The organism is Bacteroidota bacterium (genome assembly GCA_016706255.1).
GTDB lineage: Bacteria > Bacteroidota > Bacteroidia > Chitinophagales > BACL12 > UBA7236.
In genome coordinates this window covers 664,994-688,515 of the sequence record JADJJZ010000003.1, presented here as the reverse complement: position 1 = coordinate 688,515, position 23,522 = coordinate 664,994, and the positions used below count along the sequence as shown (strand labels likewise).

The 23,522-nt window shown below is 35.3% G+C and carries 31 protein-coding genes; 27 read left to right on the top strand and 4 right to left on the bottom strand.

The window, feature by feature from the left end; genetic code table 11:
- Positions 1 to 2 precede the first annotated feature (2 nt).
- From IPI65_04785 to IPI65_04690, 20 genes are all read left to right on the top strand, one after another.
- Positions 3 to 308: a hypothetical protein gene (locus IPI65_04785; GenBank protein MBK7440855.1), complete on the top strand. Its 306-nt coding sequence runs from the start codon at positions 3 to 5 to the stop codon at positions 306 to 308.
- Between the two features lie 117 nt (positions 309 to 425).
- Complete coding sequence (locus IPI65_04780) at positions 426 to 1,055, top strand: ATP-binding protein (protein MBK7440854.1); 630 nt, start codon at positions 426 to 428, stop codon at positions 1,053 to 1,055.
- Positions 1,052 to 1,495 carry an ATP-binding protein gene (locus IPI65_04775; protein MBK7440853.1) on the top strand — a complete coding sequence of 148 codons (444 nt, stop codon included), beginning with the start codon at positions 1,052 to 1,054 and terminating at the stop codon, positions 1,493 to 1,495. Before IPI65_04780 ends, IPI65_04775 begins: the two co-directional genes overlap by 4 nt.
- Positions 1,496 to 1,529: 34 nt before the next feature.
- Positions 1,530 to 2,165, top strand: a complete 636-nt coding sequence (locus IPI65_04770; protein ID MBK7440852.1) for a hypothetical protein — start codon at positions 1,530 to 1,532, stop codon at positions 2,163 to 2,165.
- A 562-nt stretch (positions 2,166 to 2,727) separates the two neighbouring features.
- A complete protein-coding gene (locus IPI65_04765) occupies positions 2,728 to 3,696 on the top strand; it encodes a hypothetical protein (protein MBK7440851.1) in 969 nt (322 codons plus the stop codon).
- Entirely contained in the window at positions 3,671 to 4,510 is an 840-nt protein-coding gene (locus tag IPI65_04760) for a hypothetical protein (GenBank protein ID MBK7440850.1), read from the top strand. Before IPI65_04765 ends, IPI65_04760 begins: the two co-directional genes overlap by 26 nt.
- Positions 4,511 to 4,552: 42 nt before the next feature.
- Positions 4,553 to 5,026 (top strand): hypothetical protein, encoded by a 474-nt coding sequence (locus IPI65_04755; protein ID MBK7440849.1) that lies wholly within the window; start codon positions 4,553 to 4,555, stop codon positions 5,024 to 5,026.
- Between the two features lie 1,031 nt (positions 5,027 to 6,057).
- Complete coding sequence (locus tag IPI65_04750) at positions 6,058 to 7,743, top strand: T9SS type A sorting domain-containing protein (GenBank protein MBK7440848.1); 1,686 nt, start codon at positions 6,058 to 6,060, stop codon at positions 7,741 to 7,743.
- A gap of 557 nt (positions 7,744 to 8,300) precedes the next feature.
- Positions 8,301 to 9,236 (top strand): T9SS type A sorting domain-containing protein, encoded by a 936-nt coding sequence (locus IPI65_04745; GenBank protein MBK7440847.1) that lies wholly within the window; start codon positions 8,301 to 8,303, stop codon positions 9,234 to 9,236.
- 33 nt (positions 9,237 to 9,269) lie between these two features.
- Positions 9,270 to 9,860, top strand: a complete 591-nt coding sequence (locus IPI65_04740; GenBank protein MBK7440846.1) for a hypothetical protein — start codon at positions 9,270 to 9,272, stop codon at positions 9,858 to 9,860.
- Positions 9,861 to 10,055: 195 nt separating this feature from the next.
- Positions 10,056 to 10,403: a hypothetical protein gene (locus IPI65_04735; protein ID MBK7440845.1), complete on the top strand. Its 348-nt coding sequence runs from the start codon at positions 10,056 to 10,058 to the stop codon at positions 10,401 to 10,403.
- Positions 10,404 to 10,592: 189 nt separating this feature from the next.
- Positions 10,593 to 10,871, top strand: a complete 279-nt coding sequence (locus IPI65_04730) for a T9SS type A sorting domain-containing protein (GenBank protein ID MBK7440844.1) — start codon at positions 10,593 to 10,595, stop codon at positions 10,869 to 10,871.
- A gap of 452 nt (positions 10,872 to 11,323) precedes the next feature.
- On the top strand, positions 11,324 to 11,635 hold the full coding sequence (locus tag IPI65_04725) for a hypothetical protein (GenBank protein MBK7440843.1): 312 nt from the start codon (positions 11,324 to 11,326) through the stop codon (positions 11,633 to 11,635).
- Positions 11,636 to 12,636: 1,001 nt separating this feature from the next.
- Positions 12,637 to 12,783, top strand: coding sequence for a hypothetical protein (locus IPI65_04720; GenBank protein ID MBK7440842.1), 147 nt, complete (start codon positions 12,637 to 12,639; stop codon positions 12,781 to 12,783).
- Between the two features lie 78 nt (positions 12,784 to 12,861).
- Positions 12,862 to 13,473, top strand: coding sequence for a hypothetical protein (locus IPI65_04715; protein ID MBK7440841.1), 612 nt, complete (start codon positions 12,862 to 12,864; stop codon positions 13,471 to 13,473).
- A gap of 214 nt (positions 13,474 to 13,687) precedes the next feature.
- Positions 13,688 to 13,834 (top strand): hypothetical protein, encoded by a 147-nt coding sequence (locus IPI65_04710; GenBank protein ID MBK7440840.1) that lies wholly within the window; start codon positions 13,688 to 13,690, stop codon positions 13,832 to 13,834.
- Positions 13,835 to 14,089: 255 nt separating this feature from the next.
- Positions 14,090 to 14,299 carry a hypothetical protein gene (locus IPI65_04705; GenBank protein MBK7440839.1) on the top strand — a complete coding sequence of 70 codons (210 nt, stop codon included), beginning with the start codon at positions 14,090 to 14,092 and terminating at the stop codon, positions 14,297 to 14,299.
- Positions 14,300 to 14,364: 65 nt separating this feature from the next.
- Positions 14,365 to 14,628 (top strand): hypothetical protein, encoded by a 264-nt coding sequence (locus IPI65_04700; protein MBK7440838.1) that lies wholly within the window; start codon positions 14,365 to 14,367, stop codon positions 14,626 to 14,628.
- Positions 14,629 to 14,739: 111 nt separating this feature from the next.
- The gene (locus tag IPI65_04695) at positions 14,740 to 14,955 is read left to right on the top strand and encodes a putative metal-binding motif-containing protein (protein MBK7440837.1); all 216 of its coding nucleotides are present in this window, start codon (positions 14,740 to 14,742) and stop codon (positions 14,953 to 14,955) included.
- Between the two features lie 31 nt (positions 14,956 to 14,986).
- Entirely contained in the window at positions 14,987 to 15,133 is a 147-nt protein-coding gene (locus tag IPI65_04690; GenBank protein ID MBK7440836.1) for a T9SS type A sorting domain-containing protein, read from the top strand.
- Between the two features lie 476 nt (positions 15,134 to 15,609).
- Here the strand turns inward: IPI65_04690 and IPI65_04685 are convergent, their stop codons facing one another.
- From IPI65_04685 to IPI65_04670, 4 genes are all read right to left on the bottom strand, one after another.
- Positions 15,610 to 16,488 carry a T9SS type A sorting domain-containing protein gene (locus IPI65_04685; protein ID MBK7440835.1) on the bottom strand — a complete coding sequence of 293 codons (879 nt, stop codon included), beginning with the start codon at positions 16,486 to 16,488 and terminating at the stop codon, positions 15,610 to 15,612.
- Between the two features lie 9 nt (positions 16,489 to 16,497).
- The gene (locus IPI65_04680; GenBank protein MBK7440834.1) at positions 16,498 to 17,151 is read right to left on the bottom strand and encodes a T9SS type A sorting domain-containing protein; all 654 of its coding nucleotides are present in this window, start codon (positions 17,149 to 17,151) and stop codon (positions 16,498 to 16,500) included.
- Positions 17,152 to 17,222: 71 nt separating this feature from the next.
- Positions 17,223 to 17,966, bottom strand: coding sequence for a hypothetical protein (locus IPI65_04675; GenBank protein ID MBK7440833.1), 744 nt, complete (start codon positions 17,964 to 17,966; stop codon positions 17,223 to 17,225).
- Between the two features lie 122 nt (positions 17,967 to 18,088).
- Complete coding sequence (locus IPI65_04670) at positions 18,089 to 18,376, bottom strand: hypothetical protein (protein ID MBK7440832.1); 288 nt, start codon at positions 18,374 to 18,376, stop codon at positions 18,089 to 18,091.
- 209 nt (positions 18,377 to 18,585) lie between these two features.
- Between IPI65_04670 and IPI65_04665 the strand changes: the two genes are divergently transcribed.
- From IPI65_04665 to IPI65_04635, 7 genes are all read left to right on the top strand, one after another.
- Positions 18,586 to 18,939 (top strand): hypothetical protein, encoded by a 354-nt coding sequence (locus IPI65_04665; protein MBK7440831.1) that lies wholly within the window; start codon positions 18,586 to 18,588, stop codon positions 18,937 to 18,939.
- Between the two features lie 186 nt (positions 18,940 to 19,125).
- A complete protein-coding gene (locus IPI65_04660; protein ID MBK7440830.1) occupies positions 19,126 to 19,278 on the top strand; it encodes a hypothetical protein in 153 nt (50 codons plus the stop codon).
- A 176-nt stretch (positions 19,279 to 19,454) separates the two neighbouring features.
- On the top strand, positions 19,455 to 19,655 hold the full coding sequence (locus tag IPI65_04655) for a hypothetical protein (GenBank protein ID MBK7440829.1): 201 nt from the start codon (positions 19,455 to 19,457) through the stop codon (positions 19,653 to 19,655).
- A gap of 82 nt (positions 19,656 to 19,737) precedes the next feature.
- Positions 19,738 to 20,265, top strand: a complete 528-nt coding sequence (locus tag IPI65_04650) for a hypothetical protein (GenBank protein ID MBK7440828.1) — start codon at positions 19,738 to 19,740, stop codon at positions 20,263 to 20,265.
- Between the two features lie 188 nt (positions 20,266 to 20,453).
- Positions 20,454 to 20,756, top strand: a complete 303-nt coding sequence (locus IPI65_04645; protein ID MBK7440827.1) for a hypothetical protein — start codon at positions 20,454 to 20,456, stop codon at positions 20,754 to 20,756.
- Positions 20,757 to 21,464: 708 nt separating this feature from the next.
- Positions 21,465 to 22,067 (top strand): cupin domain-containing protein, encoded by a 603-nt coding sequence (locus IPI65_04640; protein ID MBK7440826.1) that lies wholly within the window; start codon positions 21,465 to 21,467, stop codon positions 22,065 to 22,067.
- Positions 22,068 to 22,306: 239 nt separating this feature from the next.
- A complete protein-coding gene (locus IPI65_04635; protein ID MBK7440825.1) occupies positions 22,307 to 23,401 on the top strand; it encodes a hypothetical protein in 1,095 nt (364 codons plus the stop codon).
- Positions 23,402 to 23,522 lie beyond the last annotated feature (121 nt).

The following is a 23,522-nucleotide window of genomic DNA, read 5'->3' as shown; positions in this document are numbered from 1 at the left end:
TTGTGGCAGATAATAAAATTACCGGCTACTTATTAAATGAATTACACGAAATTGGGAAGCACAAAGCTAACTTTTTCAAACGTTTCGGTTACAAAATTGATGATATTGAAACATTTAAGAATTCGCTTATTCAACATGCAATTGAGAGGGAAATTGAGCAAACAAAAGATTCCAAATTTGGTATTAAGTACGAATTAAAGTGTAAAATTATTACTCCAGACCAAAGAAACCCTTGCATAATAACAATTTGGATTATTGAAACCGGACAAGAAAAACCTATATTGATAACCGCTTATCCTGCAAAATAAATATTTTAAAAGTTTATTTCAACCTGAGGATAAGAAAAACACCAATTTGAGGTTTCTAAACTTAAAATAACATTTATATTTCAAGTAAATATTTGTTCAACTATACATTTTATTTAAATGAACCTTTCTAATAAAAAAAACATCCCTCTAATTATTCAGCGATTGTTATCAGCTCGCAAATATAATAAAGCGCTAAGTTTGATCGAAGCCTCAATTGCAGATTCAGGAGGGCTTTTTTCTGATGCAGAAGAAACTTTTGAAATGAGGCGCGCAACTTGGTTGTTGCGAATTGACATTCTACGTAATATCGGCAGGCATGCAGAAGCTTTAGCATGGACTTGTTTAGAGTGTGAACTTAATCCTGAAAATATAACCGCTGTTGCCTTAAAAAAGCAATTACTTGCTGGATTAAATTTGCAAAATAGAACTTCATTTTCTTCAAGTATAAATTTAACCAGGGATTTTCAAAAGGACTGGAATGGTGTGGCAGGCATGAGACAATTAAAGTCAATTTTAGAAACTGAAATTGTTTTACCACTTCTTGAACGGGAATTATACCTTGCCTACAAAATTCCAATACCAAGTGGTGTAATTTTTCATGGCCCTCCAGGTTGTGGAAAATCGTTCATTGCAAAGAATCTAGCTGAACGTTTGAAACTAAAGTGTTTTAAAGTAAATCCATCTGAGTTTGCAAGCATTTATGTACATGGAGGCCAAGAAAACATTAAGATTTTTTTTGAAAAATGACTTTAGAAAGCCCTTGTGTTATAATTTTTGAAGAATTGGATGCAATATTGCCCAATAGAAAAAATGATTTATCACATAGTTACAGTAGTGAAGTTAATGAATTCCTAATACACCTAGAACAAGCCGCTTCAAAAGATATATTAATAATTGGGACAACAAACCATTTGGATAAAATTGACTCCGCTGCAATTAGACCAGGCCGTTTTGATCTAAAAGTTTTAGTTGAAGTTCCCGATTTAGAAGCTAGACACGAATTCATCATGCAATATATGAAAGATCGTCCGAGTGAGTTTATCGATTGGGATTTGCTAGCAGACAACACTGAAGATTATTCATTTTCTGATCTAAAATTGCTAATTGATAGTGTAGCTAAAACTGCAATAAGTCAGAAAGAACAAATAGGCATGAAACACTTTTATAAAATTTTAAAAATAAAATAATTTTTTATAGTTATAAGTTATTAAAACACACAAATTGCAATTTAAATTATTCCCATATACCTCCCTAACCCTCCTCTCCCTCCTATGCGGCTTACTTTGGAGAATTGAGGTGGAATATCATGGGTGGACGGGATTGATTTGGTTGGGGTATTTTCATTGGGCTGTTCCGGTGGGTTTTGGGTTGTTTTTGATTTGGGCAAATGGGGTTGTGGATGTGATACCGAATAGGAAGGTGTTGTTTAATGTTGTGGCAATTATTTTTGGTGCGTTGGTTTATTATGGGCTGGATATTTCGCTAACATACTTTTTTAGTCAGGGGCCAACAGCGTATATGTTGCTAAACACCACACCGGCCTGGAAATTTAATTTGTTTAGAAATGCCTTTTATTTAATTATACCATTTATGCCAGTTGGGACATTTTTTATTTTAAAATTTTTTGGTAAAAATATCCCTTTTGCAAGATTGGTATTGTCGGTTGTAGGTATCATTGTTTCAATACCACTTTCAACCCTCCTGCTCGAATTGGTAAATCATAAAGGCGGGCATGATTATTTGCATGCCCTAAAAAGTGGGTTTTTAATTCCGTTGTGGTGTTTTTCTATTGGGGTTTTGTTTTTAGGTAAATCAAGATCGAAAGAAAACGGGTATGAAAATTTTGATATAGCTTAAAATGTGATTGGATACGATGGCAAAATAATTGCAACGAATGTGAAGCCAATAGCAATGGCATTTCTGTTGAATAATGCCGGAAAAGGTTAGCAATTTTCAATTTCTGTCTTCATGATATCTCCCTCAAAATTAAATTTTCAGAACCATTCTTTCGCCCTTACAGGGCTTACGTTTTGTGGTCTTCTTTTTTTTACCATTCTGTCGCTCTTACAGAGCTGGGTGTATGATTAATTTAGGCATAAACGGTGAAATTTTAAATTCAGTCTCCACAGTCTGAGTACTGCTCGTGATTCAAATAAAAATATTTTTCTGCACATTAATTTTTTCTAAAAATTGTCATGTCTGTTATTTTGTAGGGGCGAATTGCATCCGCCCTTACAAAATAACAGGCATGACACCTACGAAGGAATAAATTCCAATTTCACGTCAAACCATGACGGGTCTGAGCAGTGTTTATGCCTTTTAAAAAAAGTTTGTTCAGGTTTAGTTATCCATTCGTTCACCTTTTAAATTTGTTCACGTCACGTGAACATTGTATATTTGTGAACATAAAATAAATAGAATGGAACAGGAAATCGCAGATATTGCCCTTCAAAACCTAAACCAAATCGTTGGAATTCAGGCCAAATGGAGCAACAAAGGTCCATTGGATGGTGTTTTGGAACTAAAGATGGATCATCGTAAACATGTCTTTACGGTCAAAGTTTTACGTGAAATAAGAACATATCAACTGCAACAGATGGAAGATGATTTTCGCAAAAATGATCATTTTCTTCTGTTAGCCAATCGTCTTTTTCCAAAAATCAAAGAAGAATTCCGACAAAAGGGAATCCCCTACCTGGAGGCCAACGGGAATATTTATGTTAAAAAGGGTGGTTTTTTTTTATTTGTTGATACCCAAAAACCTTTAGAGATAGAAAAAAACAAAGGAAACAGGGCATTCACCAAAACAGGGCTTAAAGTGTTATTTTATCTGTTACAACACAAAGAAGCTATTCAGTTAACCCAAAGAGCGTTAGCGGAAAATGCCAATGTAGGTTTAGGTAACATCCCACAGGTAATTGAAGGTTTGAAAGAAACCGGCTATCTGTTATCATTAAATAAGAAAACCTATATCTGGGAAAATAAAAAAGCGTTATTCGAAAGATGGATAGCAGAATACGCAACGGTTTTAAGACCTAAATTGGTGAAAGAACGTTATACCATAAAAAGAAATTGGCAGGAAATAAAGTTTGATACCCAAAAAACAGTTTGGGGTGGTGAGCCTGCGGCAGATCAGCTCACTAGACATTTAAGACCGGAAAAGTTATTGATTTATACCAAAGAAAATAGAATGGAACTTATAAAAAAATATAAGTTGATGCCTGATAAAAATGGAGCCGTAGAAGTGCTGGACATGTTTTGGAAAATCAATACCAATAAAACTGCACCACCTATGCTGGTGTATACAGACTTGATATTGGAGGGAGGAAAACGAAATAAAGAAACTGCTCAAAAAATATACAATGAGTACATCCAACCAAACTTATAAAGCGCTAGCCATCCCTTATTTCAAAGAATCCTTTGATTGTATTGACGAGGTGATGCGTGAGTTAGAAATTCCATATTATTTGATAGGTGCAAGTGCTATTGCACTGGAATTACTTAAAACAGGCATTCAACCGGGCCGAGGTACTAAGGATATTGATTTTGCTGTTATGGTTTCGAGTATAAAAGCATATGATAAAATCAGTGCTGCATTAGCATCTAAAGGTTTTAATAAAGTTGCAGCACCATGGACGTTTTATTCGGAAAAGTTTAAGATAGCCATTGATTTACTTCCCTTTGGTGAAATAGAGGAAAAGAATACAGTTAACTTCAATGAGCGAAACGTTGATCTCCATTGGTTAGGTTTTGGTGAAGTAATGGAGGAAGCGGTGCAGGTTGAAATAGAAGAAAAAATCGCCAACATTCCACCATTAGAGGGAATGGTAATATTAAAATTAATAGCTTGGAGCGACCGTCCTGAAGAGAGAGATGATGATCTTCCAGATATACTTAAAATCATACAACATTATTATAATTTGAAATGGGATGAAATTATAGAAAAGCATTACGACACTTTAGATAAAGACCCTTTTGACCAGTTGTTGATAGCAGCAGAAGTATTGGGCAGAAATTCCCGATTATATTTGCAAAAATCTGCAGCTATTTCAGCTAGAATATTAAAGGTTTTAGAAACTAATTTGGAAGATGTTTCTAAATCGGCTATTGCAAAAGCATGGGCAATAAAATTGGATAAAGAAATTGAGTACGCCTTTGCCTTACTAGGCGCATTTCAAAAAGGAATAACACACGAGCATTAATGTACAAATTACCGAAAAACAACACAACCGAATTTACATATCATGGAAAATTTTAATTTAATTTTAGACAAACTCAACTTTCACGATAGTACAATTATATCGGTTAATCTTGATGAAACAGGAAGTCTGATTGTTTTAATTGATTATTATAATTGGGAAGGAAATGAAGACTCTGATGATAAATGGATAACAAAAAAGCTAATTCTAAAGGTGACAAATTGCCTTCACCTCAGATTTCATAGTCCGGGATTAGGCGCATTTGACACAGAAATCCATAGTCATGAATGTTTGGAATTATTTGATTTAATTATTAAAGAACTCCCCAATTACCTCAAAGGATTAAATGAGGACAAAAAAGAAAATGCAATTGCAATTAGATTTTTAACTCATTCCTATGGAGAAGAAATTTTCGGCGAAAATTTTGGCTTTTTAGAAATTGCAGGATTAAACGCTTCAATAACCTGGGAAGAACCTGATTATTTAAGTTCACCGAAACATATATCAATTAGAGAGTAGGATGAGTGCTGGGTATGAATGATGAATGATGAGTGATGAGTGGTTCTGTGTTTAATTCGAGTTCGGTAATTATTAATTACAATTTGGAAGTTATTTTTATTATCCATTTTGCATCGCGCATTTACTGCGGTCGGAGACCGGTGTGGCGTCTGGAGTTGGAAACTCCACGACAACAAGCAACTGCAATTTTCAACGGGGTTGAAAATTGCAGTTGGGAACAATTATGATTTAGTAGATACTGATAATTTTGATTGTAAATTAAATTACTTTGCGTTTACTTTCGTGGAGATACAAGCGTGACATTTTTTTAATAAAAAATTCCAAAAAAACCAAGCTCTTTAGGTTTACCTACCCGGCGAAACAAGCGTGACATTTTTTTTAACAAAAAATGCCAAAAAAACCAACCTCTTTAGATTTACTTGCCGAATAACGCACAAGTGACTTGTTTAAAAATAAAATGCGCTAAAACACAAAACCAACCTCTTTAGATTTACCTACCGCTTAGGCAGGGGTTGCATATTTTTAACAAAAGAATCCCCCTGAAATCAGTTAGAACCCCTTTAGGTTGAGCTCCATTACAACTTGGAAAAATTTTAATTAGAAGGTTTGTTGCAACGAAAAGCCGGCAACGATTTTGATGGCGTGGGGGATGTTGATGCTCCAAAACATACTGATTTAAGTATTCCAATTAAGTATAAATTTTAGGTGTATGTTCGCAGGGTTTTGCGGTGTTTTATTTTTTTGGGGTGCGTGTTTATCGCTAAGCACGCAAAGGGCGCGAAGGTTTTTTTGGATGATGTATTTTTTAGCGGATGTGTTTTTTGGGGTACAAGAACCTAACGCGGAAATCGAAAGACAGAGAAACACAATTACAGGCATCAGCAGTGCAAAATTTAAAAAATGAAAATGATTTGGGATAATTGTATTCTTTATATGGTTGCTGATTTATTAATGCAACGAAAATTTATATATTTTCATCTTTTGAAATATGTCGTAACAATTATGACATAAATTAGTTTTAAATTTCCACCATGAAAACAATTTTAGCTACTGCTATTGCTTTGGCACTAGTGCAGTCACCGCAACTATTTGCGCAAACTACCATACGCGCAAATGAACAAAAATTTGAAAATGAAAGCCTTCAGAGCCCTTACCTGCGCAACAGGTGGGATAATAAAAAAACGACTGCTCCTTTTTTTGAGCAACGTATTGTAGAAGGTGATACTGTTATTGTTTCCATTAGAACCATGCAGGTGAATTTGAATGATGCGGCGTCAAATATTGTTGATGATGCGGCAAATGAACCCAGCATTGCCATTGATATTAACGACACTTTACATATTGCAATTGGATGGCGGCAATTTGATGATATAGCAAGTAATTTCAGACAAGCGGGTTGGTCATATTCGAATGACGGAGGGGCTACATGGAATATGTCGATAATTGATGAAGGTAATTTCCGTTCGGACCCTGTTTTAGATTATGATTTGCAGGGCAATTTTTATTACAATAGTCTCACACCTTACCCCGATTGGGAATGTGATGTGTACAAAAGCACAAATGGTGGCGCCACCTGGGATGCGGGCACATATGCCTATGGTGGTGATAAACAATGGATGGCCATTGACCGCACTAACGGCGTAGGTAGCGGAAATATTTATACCAATTGGACGGTTGATTATACTGCATGTACCTACGGGAATTTTACACGCTCAACAGATGGCAACGCAAGTTATGAATCATGTGAATATATTGAAGCTGAGCCTTATTACGGTATGCCGGCAGTTGATGCCGATGGATATTTATATGTGGTCGGTGGCGGAATTTCAACAACGTTAACAGTTACGCGTTCGGTTAATGCGCAAATTCCGGGTGCAACTATTGAATGGGATGCACCGGTATTTGTGGATTTAAATGGCAATTTGGGTGGATTTGGTGGTATTAATCCAGAAGGATTATTAGGACAGGCAAATATTGATATTGATCGCTCAGGCGGACCCGGACATGGAAATATTTATGTTTTAGCTTCGGTTGCTCCTTACAGTGGTCCGGATGAAGGTGATGTGGCTTTTGCAAAAAGCATTGATGGGGGTCTAACATTTACAGATCCTATTTGGATTAACGATGAAAAAAATGATGGCAATACACATTGGTTTGGTACCATGTCGGTAGCACCAAATGGCAGAATAGATGTTATATGGCTCGACACCCGCGATGGTGGTGGTGATGATTATTCGTCACTCTATTATTGTTATTCTGTTGATCAGGGTGAAACATGGTCGGCAAATATGAAATTATCTTCATCATTTGATCCGCATGTCGGTTATCCCTCACAAAATAAAATGGGTGATTATTTTGATATGACTTCCGATGATAAAGGCGCACATTTAGCATGGTCAAATACATTAAATGGGGAAGAGGATGTTTATTACAGCAGAATATTAATTACTGAAGCAGCAATAGTTAATATTGATGATAACATAAATGCTTTAATTGCCATAACACCAAATCCGGGTTCCGGCATTTTTCATATTTCAGGAGTTGCCGATGCAAATGAAATTTCGATTGTAAATCTTGTAGGCGATATCATTATGACCCAACCGATTAATGGTTCACAAGCCTCAATTGATATTACCAATTTTGCAGCCGGCATTTATTTTATAAAAATCGCATTTGGGGATGGACGGTATTATACCAAACGAGTTATTAAGCAATAAAATATGTTGTATTTATTAAAATGTTTGCAACATATTAAATTAGTCGAGAAACCGATTTAGCACCTAGAGGCGAGACACACCACGACAACAGCAACTGCAATTTTCAACGGGGTTGAACCTCTTTAAGGGTTGAATATTTTTAGCCTCCTAATGCCAATCAAAGGAATGTTGAACCCCTTTAGGTTTACCTACCGATTAGGCAGGGGTTCCATAATTTTTGTGATAGAATAGATACAAGTAAATCCTAGCCCGGATTGTAGTGGAAACAAACCAATTAATGTGCTGATGTGCTAATGTGTTGATGTGCTGATTAAACAGCCGGTTTTGAACATAAATTTAATTGCGGTTTGTTGCAACGTATAGCCGGCAACGATTTTGTTGGCGTGGGGGATGGTGATGCTTCAAAAATTTTGGTTGATATTATAAATTCGGAGTATTTAAAGAGCCTTTTTAGCCTATACCCAATGGGTTAAAATCACGGCTCATTGTGGAAATTATTCGAATAATTATTTTGAACAATAATTGGAATTTATTAACTTTAACTTAATTTCCATATCATGAAACACGACAAATTGACCGCTTATTCCCTAATGGCGGCTTCGTTTTTATTCGCAAAAAACAATGTTGAAGCAGAAATTGTGTACACAGACATTGTTCCTGATATTGTATTGGAAAATGATGTTGACTTTGACCTCGACCTGGATTTGAACGGAATATATGATTTTCGTTTTTCGGTGCATACAGGTAAGTATGCTGTATGGGGTGGTTATTACGAATCATATTCGTTTTCCTCTATACTGGATTCAGTTATAAATATGCATGCGCTTTATTTTGGCAATAATGCGATGGTAACACAATTTGTTACATCTACCTCTAAGGGTACGGTATATTCTTTTGCAGGTTTAAAACCACTCGAGTCATGGGAATGGGTTAATATGTATGCATTTAATCATGTGGATACCAGTCAGGCACATATTGCATATAAAGAAAGAGGAGTTACTGCTACTTCTTATGCTCCAATTGGTGGTTGGTTTTATTCCAATTTGATTAATCCGTGGAATTATAATTTATTACACGGTGAGGACCGATACGCCGGTATTCAATTTTACGATGAGCATGACTGTTTGCATTATGGTTGGATTAGATGTGCGGTTGTGGACTCAAACGAGCAATTTGTAATTAAAGATTTCGCCTATGAAACATTTTGTGATTGGGCAGTTGAAACGGCCGATAAAGCGGGAGGACATGTTGACATCAACGAAAATATTTTATCCGGTGTAAACATTTATTGCAGCGCGTCGAATATTATTATTGACCTGACACAATTACATACAAATACAACAATGGAAATTTTTGATATTACTGGAAAATTAATTTACACGGGTAATATTGAAATGCTTCATACACAAATTCCTTTGCACACTAATGGAAATTATTTAGTAGTAATAAATCAAGAAGGGAAAAATTTTGTAAAAAAAATTATGATGATTTAAAACAGCAACCTATAAAATAAAAACCCCATACAAATGAAACCAAGATATTTAGAATATTCCGCTTCTGCCCTAGCTTTATTGGGCACAACAAATTTGCGCGGACAAGTTATGCTTACTAATCCGGAACCGGATATACGTATCACAAATATTTCTCCATATAGCCATGATGATAGCGTTTATATTGATATTAATGCAAATGGCATTGACGATGTAATGTTGTATTATAACTACGACTTCTATTATGATGAAGTGGATATTCATATATTTGGTGATGTAATAGCAATAGCAGCAGATAGTTCATTTGCTGATGGGTTTAACTATGGTGCGCTAATTTCGGATGCACTCGATTGGTCATCAGTTGAAACATTACGATTATATCGTTTTATTTCAGTATCATGGTGGTCAGGTTGTGATGCAGATGCTACCTGGATTGGAGGCGAAACAACTTTTATTGGGCTAAAACTTAATATTGAAGATTCTACACATTTTGGGTGGCTTAGATTGAGTTCACATGACATTGCTGTAAACGATTGTTATGTTGGCCCGGGAGTTCCAATTGACATATATGAATACGCTGTATCAAATACCGGATGCCCCTATTACCTGCGATCCGGGAAATATTAATAAAAACTTCAACTTAAAATTGGTAAATATGAATGATGCCGACTCATTCAATGAATTTGGATTTACCAGACCTTATTATTCGGGTTACGAAGATTATAAGTTGCGCATTTTGCTATCGATAATCCGGCTAATCTAATTAGTTTTAATGTTGCGGCTGCACTTGCACTTAGTCCTGATCGTTATGCTGAATTTTCTATGGGCGGAGGTGTGGAGCCATATTATATAACACATCAGCTTCCTGAAACATTGCTCACCATTGATGGATCTACATTCGATACCTTCAAAGACTATATTTTTTTATACATGGTAATACCGCCACCGGGTGATACAAGTAATTTAAGTTTGTCAAGTCCGAGTAAGTGGACAACTGTTTCGAATAGTTGGTGTCATATTGGTGGTAATATTACATATCATACTTACGATGCAACTTTAGGATTAGGTGGCATAGAAATGACATTCTCCGATGATGATGTTAAACCTTCAGATATTCTTTATCGCAGCATTATCTCGGATTATGAACCTATTTTGATATTACTGATGTAATAGATACTTTGTCGTATATTGATGTGCCCGCCACAGGAGCCGATTCTTATACTATTGCTCTTGTTGGTTTGGAAAAGGATATTTATGGAGATGCATTAATTCCTGGTGGAAACATATTATGGTGTTTGTTATGTCTCCCCTTTACACCTATTATTTTGACATTGGTTGTTATTATTCTGATGGTTCTTTGTGATGCCAACCAACACTCAAATAGAAAATAATTCGGAAGTTGAATTCCAAATAACTCAATCAGGATCAAAGTTAGTTTTAAATTTCGAAACGAATTTAATAAATTATTCAAATGCATTCATTGAAATATTTACTTATGATGGTCATAAAGTTGGGCAATATGATATTACAAGTAATTCTATAACCATCGATTGCAGTTTACTAGCTTCTGGTCTTTATTTAATAAAACTTAATCAAAACGGCAAGGCTTTTGCAACAAATAAATTATTTATTGAATAACTGTTACAAACGCTGATGGCTTAACCTCAAGATACTCCATGTGATATATTTTAGTAATAGCGCAATTCCGTTTCCTAAATGTCGCAGGGTTTTGCGGTTTTTTTATTTTTTTGGGGCGCAAGAAGCCTGCTCGGACATGGGATGGTTTAACTCATTCGTATTGGAAGTGATACATTTAAAATAACAAATCAATTCGCTCCAAAGGTTACAGGGTTTTGCGTTTTATTATTTAATTTCGACATAGTTTCAAATTATTAAACCACGAAACAACACCAAAACCAAATGCACCACCCATGGAAAATTTTAATTTAATTTTAGACCAATTGAACTTTCATGATAGTGATATCATTTCGGTTAATCTGGATGAAACAAGATGCCTGAATGTTGATTGATTATTATAATTGGGAAGAAATGAATTACATACTGAAACTTGGAAATACAAAAAACTGATTTTGAAAGTTGAATATTGCCTGCATCTTCGGTTTAACAGTCCGTCGTTAAATGGATTTGAAACTGAAATTCGCAGTCATGAACATATGGATTTATTTGATGCCATAAAAACAGAAATTCCAAATTATATCAGTCAATTAAAAGTAGATAAAATTGATAATGTTGTTGCAATTCGTTTTTTAACACAATCGTTTGGCGAAGCTATTTTTGGTGAGACGAATGGATTTTTAGAAATTGCGGGTTTACATGCTTCAATAACGTGGCAAGAACGCGGTGGGTTAGGTTCACCAAAACATATATCAGTTGTGGGTTAGGATGAGGATGAGATGATGAGTGATGAGGGGTTCATTGGTTAAATCGGATTCGGTAATTATTAATTTCATTTTGGAAGTGATTTTTATTGTTCATTTCGCGGCACCGATTTACTGCGGTCGGAGACCGGGTGGCGTCTGGAGTTAGAAACTCCACGAAGCAGCAACCAGCAATTTTCAACGGGGTTGAAAATTGCTGGTAAAACAATTATGATTTGTTTAATAAAGATAATTTTGATTGTAAATTAAATTACTTTGCGTTTAATTTCTTAATGATACTGAGTGACATTTTTTTAACAAAAAATACCAAATTAAATAAACTGAGTTAGTTTACTAAACGGTGAGACATGTATGAATTTTTTTTTCAAAAATGCCATAAAAACAACCTCATTAGATTTACCTCGCGATTTACAATAGTGACATTTTTTTAACAAAAAATGCCATAAAACAATCTCTTTAGATTTACTTGCCGAATGATGCAAGAGTGACTTGTTAAAAAAAAATGCGTTAAAGCACAACACCAACCTCTTTAGATTTACCTGCCGGATGAGGTAGGGGTTGCATATTTTTAACAAAAATCCCCCCTAAAAATCGGATAGAACCCCTAAAGGGGTTCCATAATTTTGTGATAGATTAGATATAAGTAAATCCTAGCCGGATTGTAGTGAAAACAAACATATTTAATGTGCTAATGTGATGATGTGCTGATATGCTGATTAACAGCCGGTGTGAGCATACATTATTACCTGTTTTTTAGGGCTCATACAACGAAAAAATTATATTAAGAGGTTTGTTGTAACGAAAAGCCGGAAACGATTTTGATGGCGTGGGGGATGGTGATGCTCCAAAAATAATTTATAAACCCACACCACTATAAACTTCAATAAAATATTAATAAAAGCAATTGATTTCATTATGTAACTAATGCCACACGTTGAATTTACCCAAATCTATAGTAATATTTGATCAATATATTATACCTTTATTAAACCAAAAACACAACAATGAAAAGTTTTACAAAAATTCCGCTCCTATCTTATTGCCTTGGTTTTATGTTATTACCGATTGTATTGACTGGTCAAACCATGTTCAGCGGTGGTATTTATTTGTTCAATTTATATTTTAACAGCGAAAAAGATGCTACGATATAGAAGTGATGAAATAGTATCATCAATTAAAATTATACCTAAAACACCTTTAGATTAATTATTTTTGAAGTTAAATACCCTATGAAAAATATCTTATTCACTTTATTTATTTTAACCGTATGCTCCCTGCTTTACATGGGAACTGCGTTGGCACAGGCCCCGGAAATTGAGTGGGAAAACTCAATAGGCGGCACCAGTGATGACAGATTAAATTGTATTAAACAAAGTTTTGATGGCGGTTATATTGCCGGAGGTATATCGTGGTCGGAAGTAGGCGCTGACAAAACCGAGGCCTTTATGGGTGGCTCCTGGGGCGATTTCTGGGTTGTAAAGTTGACACCATGGGGTGAAGTTGAATGGGACAATACCATTGGTGGATCGGGGTCAGATTATTTAAATTGTGTTGAGATTACGCATGATAGCTGTTACATTGTTGGCGGATACTCAACCAGGTGTTTCGGTGATAAAACTGAAGCGAACATTGGAGATGCAGACTATTGGATATTAAAACTGGATACAGCAGGTAATATATTATGGCAAAACACAATTGGTGGCACTGCGCGGGATGAACTAAAGTGTATACGTGAAACTGCAGATGGCGGATTTATTCTTGGTGGTGAATCTTCTTCAAATATTTCAGGAGATAAAACCGAGGAGGATTTGGAATTAATGATTATTGGATTGTCAGATTAAATGCTGTTGGTGATGTTTTGTGGGATAAAACGTTTGGCGGCAAATGATGATGAACACCTGACAAGTCTTGAAATTACAGACGACGTGGATATATTATTGGCGGATATTCCTCATCCGAAATATCGAGGGAATAAAACGGAACCATCTGTTGGCGGGAATATCCCTTTTATAATCTTGGGTGTGAATGTATAGTAATGTATGAAGACATAGATTATTGGGTTATAAAATTGATTCGATTGGTGATATTGAATGGCAGAATACTATTGGAGGCAACGTTCCGGATTATTTATTTGATCTTGAACAAACTCAGGATGGTGGATATATTTTAGGTGGATATTCAACTTCAGGATATATCCGGTGATAAAAATGAAAATACTTGTATTGGCGGTTATTATGGATATGATTACTGGATTGTAAACTAAACGCTGTTGGTGAAATTGAGTGGCAAAAATGACATTGGCGCAGGATATGAAGATTACTTAAGAAATATTGAACAAACAGATGATGGCGGTTATTTTTAACTGGTTATTCAAGTTCCCCGGTGGTTGCGATATGGAAGGTGGCGTTTGGGGTATCGACTATTGGATACTAAAATTAGATTCTACCGGACAAATAATTGAGTGGCAAAGATATAATCAGAAGCGGTGAAATTGACTATATTTATTCAGGTGCATCAACGATTGATGGTGGATATATATTAGGCGGGTATTCGAATTCTGATGCTTACGGTGATAAATCTGAAGATAATCTTGGCTTGTTTACCACAAGCGATTATTGGATAGTTAAATTGGCATGCCATGCACACACTTTATTATTTAGATCTTGATTTAGATGGTTATGGTGATGCTAATAATACAATTTTGTCATGCGAATCATATTTAAATTATGTATTTGACAGCACTGATTGTAATGATGAATTTTCATTTATTTACCGGAGCTCCGGAGTTATGTAATACATTTGATGATAACTGCAATGGCCTTATTGATGATGATGCAGAAAAAGTATTACTGTTTGCCGACCTCGATAATGATTCATATGGTGATGCAGCAGTCGACACTTTAGCATGCCCGGGCACCGTGGGGTTTATTGCAGACAGCACTGATTGTAATGATTTAAATTCATTTATTCACCCCGGGAGGTATCGAAACATGTAATAACCTGGATGAGAATTGCAATGGTTTGATAAATGAAGATTTGCCAGTATATCATTTTTTCAAAGATGCGGATCATGATGATTTTGGCAATCCTGCAATTGACTCTTTTACCTGTATGTATTTTTGATTGGATATACAACTGATAGCACAGACTGTGATGACACCAATGATGATATTTATCCGGGAGCACCGGAAATATTAAACTCCTTAGATGATAATTGCAATTTATTAATAGATGAAGGGTTAGTAGGTGTTGCAGTTTACGAAACAGAAGATATTATACTATCTCAAATCCAACTACTGAAAAATAACCTTATTATGGAGTAGCCAAATTAAAGCTGAATCAGGCTTTTCCATTATGAATGTAAATGGTCAGATTGTTTTTCATACTACGATTGTGGCTACACAATACGAATTAAATGTGCAAAATTATCCAACTGGAATTTATTTTATTCGTCTCAATTCAGAAGCTTCTAATAAGGTATATAGTTTTGTCAAAAATTAATTGCTTTTTTATATAACATTAAAATAGACCCCTTTTAAGTTTACCCACCTAATGACAAGAATGACTTGTTTAAAAAAAAATGCATTAAAGCACAACACCAACCTCTTTAGATTTACCTGCCGGATGAGGTAGGGGTTGCATATTTTTAACAAATATCCCCTAAAATCGGATAGAACCCCTAGGCCCCGGGGTTCCATAATTTTTGTGATAGAATAGATACAAGTAAATCCTAGCCCGGATTGTAGTGAAAACAAACATACTTAATGTGCTAATGTGATGATGTGCTGATGTGCTGATTAACAGCGGATTGGGAGTGAGGAATACATTATTACTACAGTATTTTCATACGGAGCTCTATTACAACTTGGAAAAATTATATTAGGAGGTTTGTTGCAACGAAAAGCCGGCAACGATTTTGATGGCGTGGGGGATGGTGATGCTCCAATTATTACAATTTGCTTAGTGCTCCTTTGGGATTAGAGGATTGAAATTGTTTTGGAAATTATATCACCATTATAATTACAGGTTGCGATATATATTCCGGTTTGCAGTGGGAGTTGAATTGATTGATTGCCTGCGGATAATTGTTTGCTAAAAACTTGTTTGCCGGATAAATCATAAATAATTAATTCGGTTTGATTAATATTATATGATTCATTTGTTTGAATAAATAATGTTGTTCCGTTGCAGGTGATATTTATTGGTTGCAATGATGATGTGGAAACGGACATGGTGCCTAAACTATCACCGGCAATTATGGTTTTATCTGCAATTGTTTCATAGGCATAATCGTGAAGGGCTATTGATTTTGCGGAATCGGCAACTGTGGCGCGTATCCAACCATAATAATAATGTTCGTCGCGTTTTGTGCGGATACCGAAAAATGCTTCGCCTCCTGCTACCCACTTTCCTTCTTCATTATAAAATTCACCGGCCGAATCAACAACAAATTCCGCTGCAAGTTGAGCATAACCATCCTGAAAACTCAACATTACACCGATTGGATATGCAAACGGTATCATGTAGGGGCGATAGGTCATAAATGAACTATACATAACACTTCCTACTGTAAAATATGTTCCTGCAATCCAATTATTATAATTTACAACACCGGCAAATACCCGATCAAAATAAAAATTCACTGAACCATAATCAGGAGCATAGCCTCCTTGATCGTGTACAAACCTGAAATCATTATTACCATCCTGATCAAAATCTAAAAGATATAGTTCACCGTCATCATCTAAAACAACGTCCGGTTCAATATCAACATGAATAACTTCTGCCTGCAGGTTTTGTGTTTGTAAAAAAACGGCAGAAAAAATAGCGTAATCTGTAAGGGTAAATTTTGACATACCAATAATTTAAAGGATAATGAATTTTGATGAATACACATGCTGCTCATTTCCGGATTTAATAAAATAAGTGCCGGATGCCAGATTGTTTAATTCGAGTGTGATTTTTGTATTTGGCAAACAGGTATAAACAAGTTGACCGGAGATATTGTAAATATTACAATAAGTAATTACTTCGGGCAACAAGATGGTGCAATTTCCGCTTGATGGATTCGGATAAATAAAAATTTGACCGGGTTCAATATTACTATCAAACCAAATTGGTTTTGTCCATTTAACACAACCATCAGCTTGTGTTGCGCTTGCAGTATAGTAGCCGGAATACAAGGGCAAAATAACCTGACCGGTTTGTTCCATCATTAAACTATCGTTCACATACCAGGTCCATCCAACACCATCCGGTGCTTTAAGCACATTATCCTGCAACGTTAAAGATGATAAAACGGTATCGCAACGATTTTCATAAGCGATATATGCATCATATTGAAATCGCAACTGCAGGTTTGTTAAAACATCCGGACCAAATTGAAGTGTATCACCACTAAAACTTCCGGTCATCACTTTATTACCGAATCTGTCCCAGTTAATTACAGGACTATGACTGGAATATTCCAATTCCTGATGATAACAATCTATAGCGTTGAATGCATCATCTAATTCCAAAACAACAGGGTCAGATTTGATTGAAGTGTTATAAATAATATTTTCGCCACAAGAAACCGAATCAATTAAATTTAATGTAGCATACCAATTTCGGTTGGTGCCATATACAATTGGCTCGCTGCATTCCCAATTTGTTGAGGCATTATATCAGCTCCTAAAAAAAATCCATTTTTATCAAACGACAACATGCGATTTGAATAATAATATTCAGCATCACCATACACTGTATCGCCCAATACTGTAATGTACGGACTATCGAACGAAATAAATTGTTTGTAACCGTCCTTCACTTCAAATCGGTTATAAACGGTAATTGGTTCATCAGCAACATTGTTCAACCACTGCACTTCACCCTTTATATTTAATTTACCCCAGAAACTACAATTTGCAGTTTCCGACATACAAGTTATTGAGAAATCATCAATGGTTAATTGATTAACCTCTACATATGATTCATAATCACCATAAATGAGTATTTCGTCATTTTTAATTGACTGCCCGTGAATTTCATTAATATTTCCTTGTATTAATTTAGCCCAATCAACAACATTATTGCTATTGTAATGCGCAATATAAGCCTGAGTTTCAGTTAAAGGGTTATATAAAATGGTATCACCAAAATCGACTTGCGCATAATATCTTAGGGTTCCCGTAATATAAAAGCCGCCGTAATTATCCGCTATGATATTGGCAACATCGCAACCGCTCTCATAAACGTGTGCCCACAATACTTTTCCGTTTGCATCAAAACGTGTAGCAAATCCGCTGTTACTATCATCACCACCTTCAACATTAAGAATTAAGGTATCAACCATAATTCCATAGTAGGTAATATGACCTGCAACAAAACTCTCACCAAAATTATTTATATCAGCATCTCTAAAAAATAAATCTGTTTCCCAGTAGCCGGGGGCACAAAATATTTTATTAGCCCATTTTAATTCCCCTGTGTATTTACTTTTCCAAAATAAACTCCGACTGCATCATTTTCGTAGGGATTTATAAGCATAGTATCGCCCCATTGAATGGCACTACTAAAGAACGCTCCTGAAACAAGCATTTCACCCTTTGCATTAGTGCTCACTTTTTGAATTTCATCGTTGTAATTTCCATGCACCTGACTGGCCCAGCCCCAGTTGAATTGTTGGCCATAAGCTATATTACGGGATGGAAAAACAATGTATAGCAACAATAAATTATCGCATAAATGGATAACCGATTGCAATTTACATTGCTGTTGCGGGAAGTATACGTGCTCATATCGGGTTTATGATTATAAAGATATTAAATATATGACCAATTACAAACCATGTAGTTGCACCTGTTACAGGATTTAGACTATGCCGGGATTGGGAAGGGAGCTTTATAAGCAAGGCAGCTTACATTTGCAATTTTGTTTATTTTAAAATACCTTAGTTGTATTAATTTGTAACCATGAAAATAAAATTTGCCACCGTTTTTGTGCTATTCGTTTTTGTAATTATCAGTTGCAATAACCAATATAAATATTGGGATATTGAAAAATTTCATATGGATGAGCAAGCCCTGAAAGATAAAGAGCCTATAAAACTCATTTATAGCAGTCAGGGACCAAACTACAATAAGAATATGGATTATTATGTTCAAATCATAGCTGTTTCGCAGGAGACGGGTGATACCGTTAATATTTTATCGCCCATTAACAATGGATTTAAAGAAAGTGATGGCGATTCAACTTTTATTTTGTTAGTAAAGAAAATATTGCGTTTAAATTATTACAAATGGACAGTGAAAAAATTAATGAGATAAAAGATATTGAAAAATTGCGGAAGAACCTGAGAAAAAAATAACGAAAGTTGCCCGCGATCCGGAATTTGATTTTATTGCCGATAACAATTATCCTACAATTATTGGAATGGTTGGTTTGGATGGCAATTGATATGTGTATGGAGGCTTGTTCAGTTTACCAAATTAAGTTTTAAATTATATTTACGTATGGAATCAATTATTGGAATTATAATTACGGCTTTAGCAATTGGTGGAATTGGTGCTGTAATTGCATTAGCAAATAAAGCTTCAGCATCGGCACCCCTTAAAACCGAGGCGGGTGATGATTTATTTAAGATTCCGAATGTATGCGGTATTTAGGTTTTATTTTGATTGCGCTCACATTAATTATGACAGGCCTAAGGATACGGGATTATAAACCGGGCGACCGGAGTTTAATAGTATTTTTATTTTTTTTCGTTACGAGCGGTTTTATGGTGTTTCGTCAACGCAGGGTTGAATTTCGGCTTACGGAGGAAGCTGTAACAAAGCGAACTGTGTTTAATAAATTAATAGTGATTCCTTTGAATGAAATTACTTCAATAAAATTCAGCAAATTTTCGCAACAACTGACCATTCGTTCGGCTAATAAAAAAATTATTTGTCGCCAACAAGTGGTTGGTTTTTTTGCTATGGTAGAAAAACTCAAAAACAAAACCGGAATTACTGATATTAAAATAACAACACACTATATTTAGAATGTAAATCCAATTAAAAATGAATCTGATGAAAACTAGATTTTTTCAGCTCACCAAATTAGGTTTTAAATAATATTCATGTATGGATTCAATTATTGGAAATATAATCACGGCTTTAGCAATTGGCGCTGTAATTGCATTAGCAAATAAAGCTTCAGCATCGGCACCCCTTAAAACCGAAGCGGGTGATGATTTATTTAAGATGCCGAATGTGTACCGGTATTTAGGTTTTATTTTTATTGCGCTCGGATTAATTATGATAGGCCTAAGCATACACGATTATAAACCCGGCGACTGGAGTTTAATATTATTCTTTTTTTTATTTTTTTTCGGTTCAGGCGGGTTTATGGTGTTTCATCAACGCAGGGTTGAATTTCGGCTTACGGTTGAAGCGGTAACAAAACGAACAGTGTTTAATAAATTAATAGAGATTCCACTGAATGAAATTACCTCAATAAAGTTCAGCAAATTTTCGCAACAACTGACCCTTCGTTCGGCTAATAAAAAAATTATTTGTCACCAACACGTAGTTGGTTTTTTTGCGATGGTAGATAAACTCAAAAACAAAACCGGAATTACTGATATTAAAATACCAACAAACAATATGTAGTATTTAAATCCAATTAAAAATGAACTTAATAAAAACTAATAAAATATTCAACTACTTTGTTTTAACAATATTAAGTTGTTTCGTTTTTTCCTGTAGCAAAGAATCAACCGGTTGTTATGATGCCAAATTTCACGCTGAACACAAAGGTGATATTTGTAACACTTCTTGCCCCGGCGTAATTGGCTGTGATGGTAATTTTTATTGCAATGCATGTGAAGCAAACAGGCAGGGGATTAGGGTGGAGTAAGAGTGAATTCTATTTAGTGCTCCTAAATAAATTATCATTTACTGCGGTCGGAGACCGGGGTGGCGTCTGGAGTTGGAAACTCCACGACAACAGCCACCAGCAATTTTCAACGGGGTTGAAAATTGCTGGTGGGAACAATTATGATTTGTTTAATAAAGATAATTTTGATTGTAAATTAAATTACTTTGCGTTTAATTTCTTAATGATACGGAGTGAGATTTTTTTAACAAAAAATGCCAATTAAATAAACTGATTAAGTTTACTAAACGGTGAGACATGCATGACATTTTTTTTCAAAAATGCCATAAAAAAACAATCTCTTTAGATTTACCTCACGTATTACATAGTCCCATTTTTTTTTCAAAAATGTGCAAAAAACAACCTCTTTAGATTTACTTGTTGGATGACGCACGAGTGACTTGTTTAAAAAAAATGCGATAAAGCACAAAACCAACCTCTTTAGGTTTACGTGCCGTATGAGGTAAAAGTAACTTGTTTAACCCAAAATTCGCTAAAACACAAAACCAACCTCTTTAGAGGTTGCATATTTTTAACAAATATCCCCCACTAATCGGATAGAACCCCAGCGGGGTTCCATAATTTTTGTGATAGATTAGATACAAGTATATCCTAGCCCGGATTGTAGTGAAAACAAACGAACTAATGTGCTAATGTGTTAATGTGCTGATGTGCTGATTAACAGCCGGATTGGGAGTAAGGAATACATTATTACTACAGTATTTTCATACGGAGCTCTATTACAACTTGGAAAAATTTATATTAGGAGGTTTGTTGTAACGAAAAGCCGGTGCGGGTTGTGCTGGCGTGGGGGATGTTGATGCTCCAATAAAAATATTCAATAATTATTAAATGTTTTAAAAAATAAATGCCGGTATTTAATGTTTTGGTTATTATAGTTTATATTTGATTTTCTTTATCAAACACACATGTTATGTTAATTCTTTATATCATCGGCGGCATTTTAATTTTACCTGTTATTTATAATTTATTATTCCCGTTGAAAAAACCGGAGTTGAATAATTATTTTAAGGCGGGTCAAACATATACCTCAACGGGTGAAGGTATTACCCAAAAAATTTTACGGCAGGAAGGAAATAAAGTTTTTTGTGAACTGACTTTGGCGCCACATGCAGCGGGGCCGCCTGAACATATGCACGAACATATGCATGAAACTATTAGTGTTGTGAGTGGCACTTTGAATTATAAATTAAATGGAAAAGAGGAACAGGTTGGTGCAGGTGGACGCATTAATTTTCCCGCAGGGGCTTACCATAAAATGTGGAATACTACCAATAACGAAGTTGTGCTGCGTTCAGAAAAACCGGAAGATTTTGTGCCTGTTGAATTTGTTTATTCGCTTGATCAGTTATATCCATTAATGCAATCGAATGGGCTTACATTAAAAATGTTTGCAAAAATTTGTGTGTTGGATGAATTGTTCGACTCTGTTCCTGCAGGTCCGCCACCGATATTTTTTCGGATTATAAAAAAGGTGGTGAAACCTTATGCACGAATTTTTGGGGTAAAGCCGTAGTTACAAAATTTCGCATTTTGCAAAAGGAATTTTGAAAAATTGAAATTCCATTAGATTCTACTTGCAGGTAATTTGGGATCGCTCGTTTAATGCGGTCAGAGACCGGGGTGGCGTCTGGAGTTGGAAACTCCACGACAACAAACCCCGGGAGACGGGCTTAAAACCCTTGTTAATAAAGAAAAGTATGCCAAACGTGAACAATCCCGCCTTCCCGGTGTTAGGAGACTAAACTTAGAATCATGAAAAAACTAATACTTAGCCTAGCGGCTGTTTTTGTCCTCAATGCCGCTGTAAGTGCACAAATCACCCTTATCGGAGCTTCCGTTAACGATTCAACTGCTAAAATTGACGTTGTTCAGTGGGAGGCGTTTGATTCTTTGTCGGTAACTGTAACACCATCATTATTGGATGGTTATTATTTTTCTTCATCAGCATTTGATGCATACAATGCGAATTATTATTTAACGGGAATTTCGGGCGACAGTTCGGGTTTGTATTCTTTTAATTCGGGAACTGCTGAAGAAAATCTTGTTGATGGTTCTGCATATTCCAATATATCAGAATTTGATATGAGCACCGGAAAAATGTATAACCTCATTATGGAAACGGATGAAAATATCAGCATTTACGAATTAAATGTGAACACGAATGAAGATAGTTTAATTGGTATTATTAATGAGCCCGGCGTGATTGGTATTGTTACTGATGCAATTGGTTTTGATTCCAACAATGGTATTATTTACTATGTAGGCTACACGAATGATCCTGCTATAGGTTTATATGCCATTTCGGTGAGAGATAGTGTTTTTTCATATACAAGAACTATTTTAAATACTACAGCACCAATAAATAATATTTTTGGTGTTAATTATGATAATGAGAATGATAAATTATTCGCTTTAAATGATACTTACGACACGTTATTTAATTTCAGTGGAAGATATGTTATTGAAATAAATACAGTAACCGGTGATATTATTAACCGTGTCGATTTAGCTGAATTCCCATACTACGTAGGTGGCTCGTCTTGTTTTGATCAAAATACCAGCAAGTATTTAATTGCAGCCATCGACACTACCAATTTGCTTAAAATGGTTGCGATAAATACCTTAACCGATACGTATGTATCCGGATTTATTCCAAGTTTAGTTTCTGAAATTGTTTGTGATAATTCGCAATTTGCAAAAAATAAATATGCCAGCACATCAATAAATCAGGAATTGGCTTCCAGCTTAAATGTATATCCTAATCCTGTTACATCGGTATTGCGTATTGAATATACTTCATCGAGCCGGTTTTGGTTCAGGTGTCTGATTCACATGGCAAACAATTAATCACACGCAATTATAACTCCACTAATAAAATTGATTTAAACTTGGAATCATTTGCACCGGACTTTATATCGTAACCTTAATAAGTGGTGAACAAACTGTTTCTCAGAAGATTATGGTAATG

Coding starts and splice junctions, on each gene's coding strand:
- IPI65_04745 (MBK7440847.1), top strand. CDS start 8,301: ATGAAACACGACAAATTGACCGCTTATTCCCTAATGGCGGCTTCGTTT.
- IPI65_04775 (MBK7440853.1), top strand. CDS start 1,052: ATGACTTTAGAAAGCCCTTGTGTTATAATTTTTGAAGAATTGGATGCA.
- IPI65_04685 (MBK7440835.1), bottom strand. CDS start 16,488: ATGTCAAAATTTACCCTTACAGATTACGCTATTTTTTCTGCCGTTTTT.
- IPI65_04675 (MBK7440833.1), bottom strand. CDS start 17,966: ATGGTTGATACCTTAATTCTTAATGTTGAAGGTGGTGATGATAGTAAC.
- IPI65_04720 (MBK7440842.1), top strand. CDS start 12,637: ATGAAAAGTTTTACAAAAATTCCGCTCCTATCTTATTGCCTTGGTTTT.
- IPI65_04645 (MBK7440827.1), top strand. CDS start 20,454: ATGGTAATTTTTATTGCAATGCATGTGAAGCAAACAGGCAGGGGATTA.
- IPI65_04650 (MBK7440828.1), top strand. CDS start 19,738: ATGGATTCAATTATTGGAAATATAATCACGGCTTTAGCAATTGGCGCT.
- IPI65_04750 (MBK7440848.1), top strand. CDS start 6,058: ATGAAAACAATTTTAGCTACTGCTATTGCTTTGGCACTAGTGCAGTCA.
- IPI65_04640 (MBK7440826.1), top strand. CDS start 21,465: ATGTTAATTCTTTATATCATCGGCGGCATTTTAATTTTACCTGTTATT.
- IPI65_04635 (MBK7440825.1), top strand. CDS start 22,307: ATGAAAAAACTAATACTTAGCCTAGCGGCTGTTTTTGTCCTCAATGCC.
- IPI65_04665 (MBK7440831.1), top strand. CDS start 18,586: ATGAAAATAAAATTTGCCACCGTTTTTGTGCTATTCGTTTTTGTAATT.
- IPI65_04765 (MBK7440851.1), top strand. CDS start 2,728: ATGGAACAGGAAATCGCAGATATTGCCCTTCAAAACCTAAACCAAATC.
- IPI65_04760 (MBK7440850.1), top strand. CDS start 3,671: ATGAGTACATCCAACCAAACTTATAAAGCGCTAGCCATCCCTTATTTC.
- IPI65_04755 (MBK7440849.1), top strand. CDS start 4,553: ATGGAAAATTTTAATTTAATTTTAGACAAACTCAACTTTCACGATAGT.
- IPI65_04715 (MBK7440841.1), top strand. CDS start 12,862: ATGAAAAATATCTTATTCACTTTATTTATTTTAACCGTATGCTCCCTG.
- IPI65_04740 (MBK7440846.1), top strand. CDS start 9,270: ATGAAACCAAGATATTTAGAATATTCCGCTTCTGCCCTAGCTTTATTG.
- IPI65_04660 (MBK7440830.1), top strand. CDS start 19,126: ATGGAATCAATTATTGGAATTATAATTACGGCTTTAGCAATTGGTGGA.
- IPI65_04780 (MBK7440854.1), top strand. CDS start 426: ATGAACCTTTCTAATAAAAAAAACATCCCTCTAATTATTCAGCGATTG.
- IPI65_04735 (MBK7440845.1), top strand. CDS start 10,056: ATGGGCGGAGGTGTGGAGCCATATTATATAACACATCAGCTTCCTGAA.
- IPI65_04690 (MBK7440836.1), top strand. CDS start 14,987: ATGAATGTAAATGGTCAGATTGTTTTTCATACTACGATTGTGGCTACA.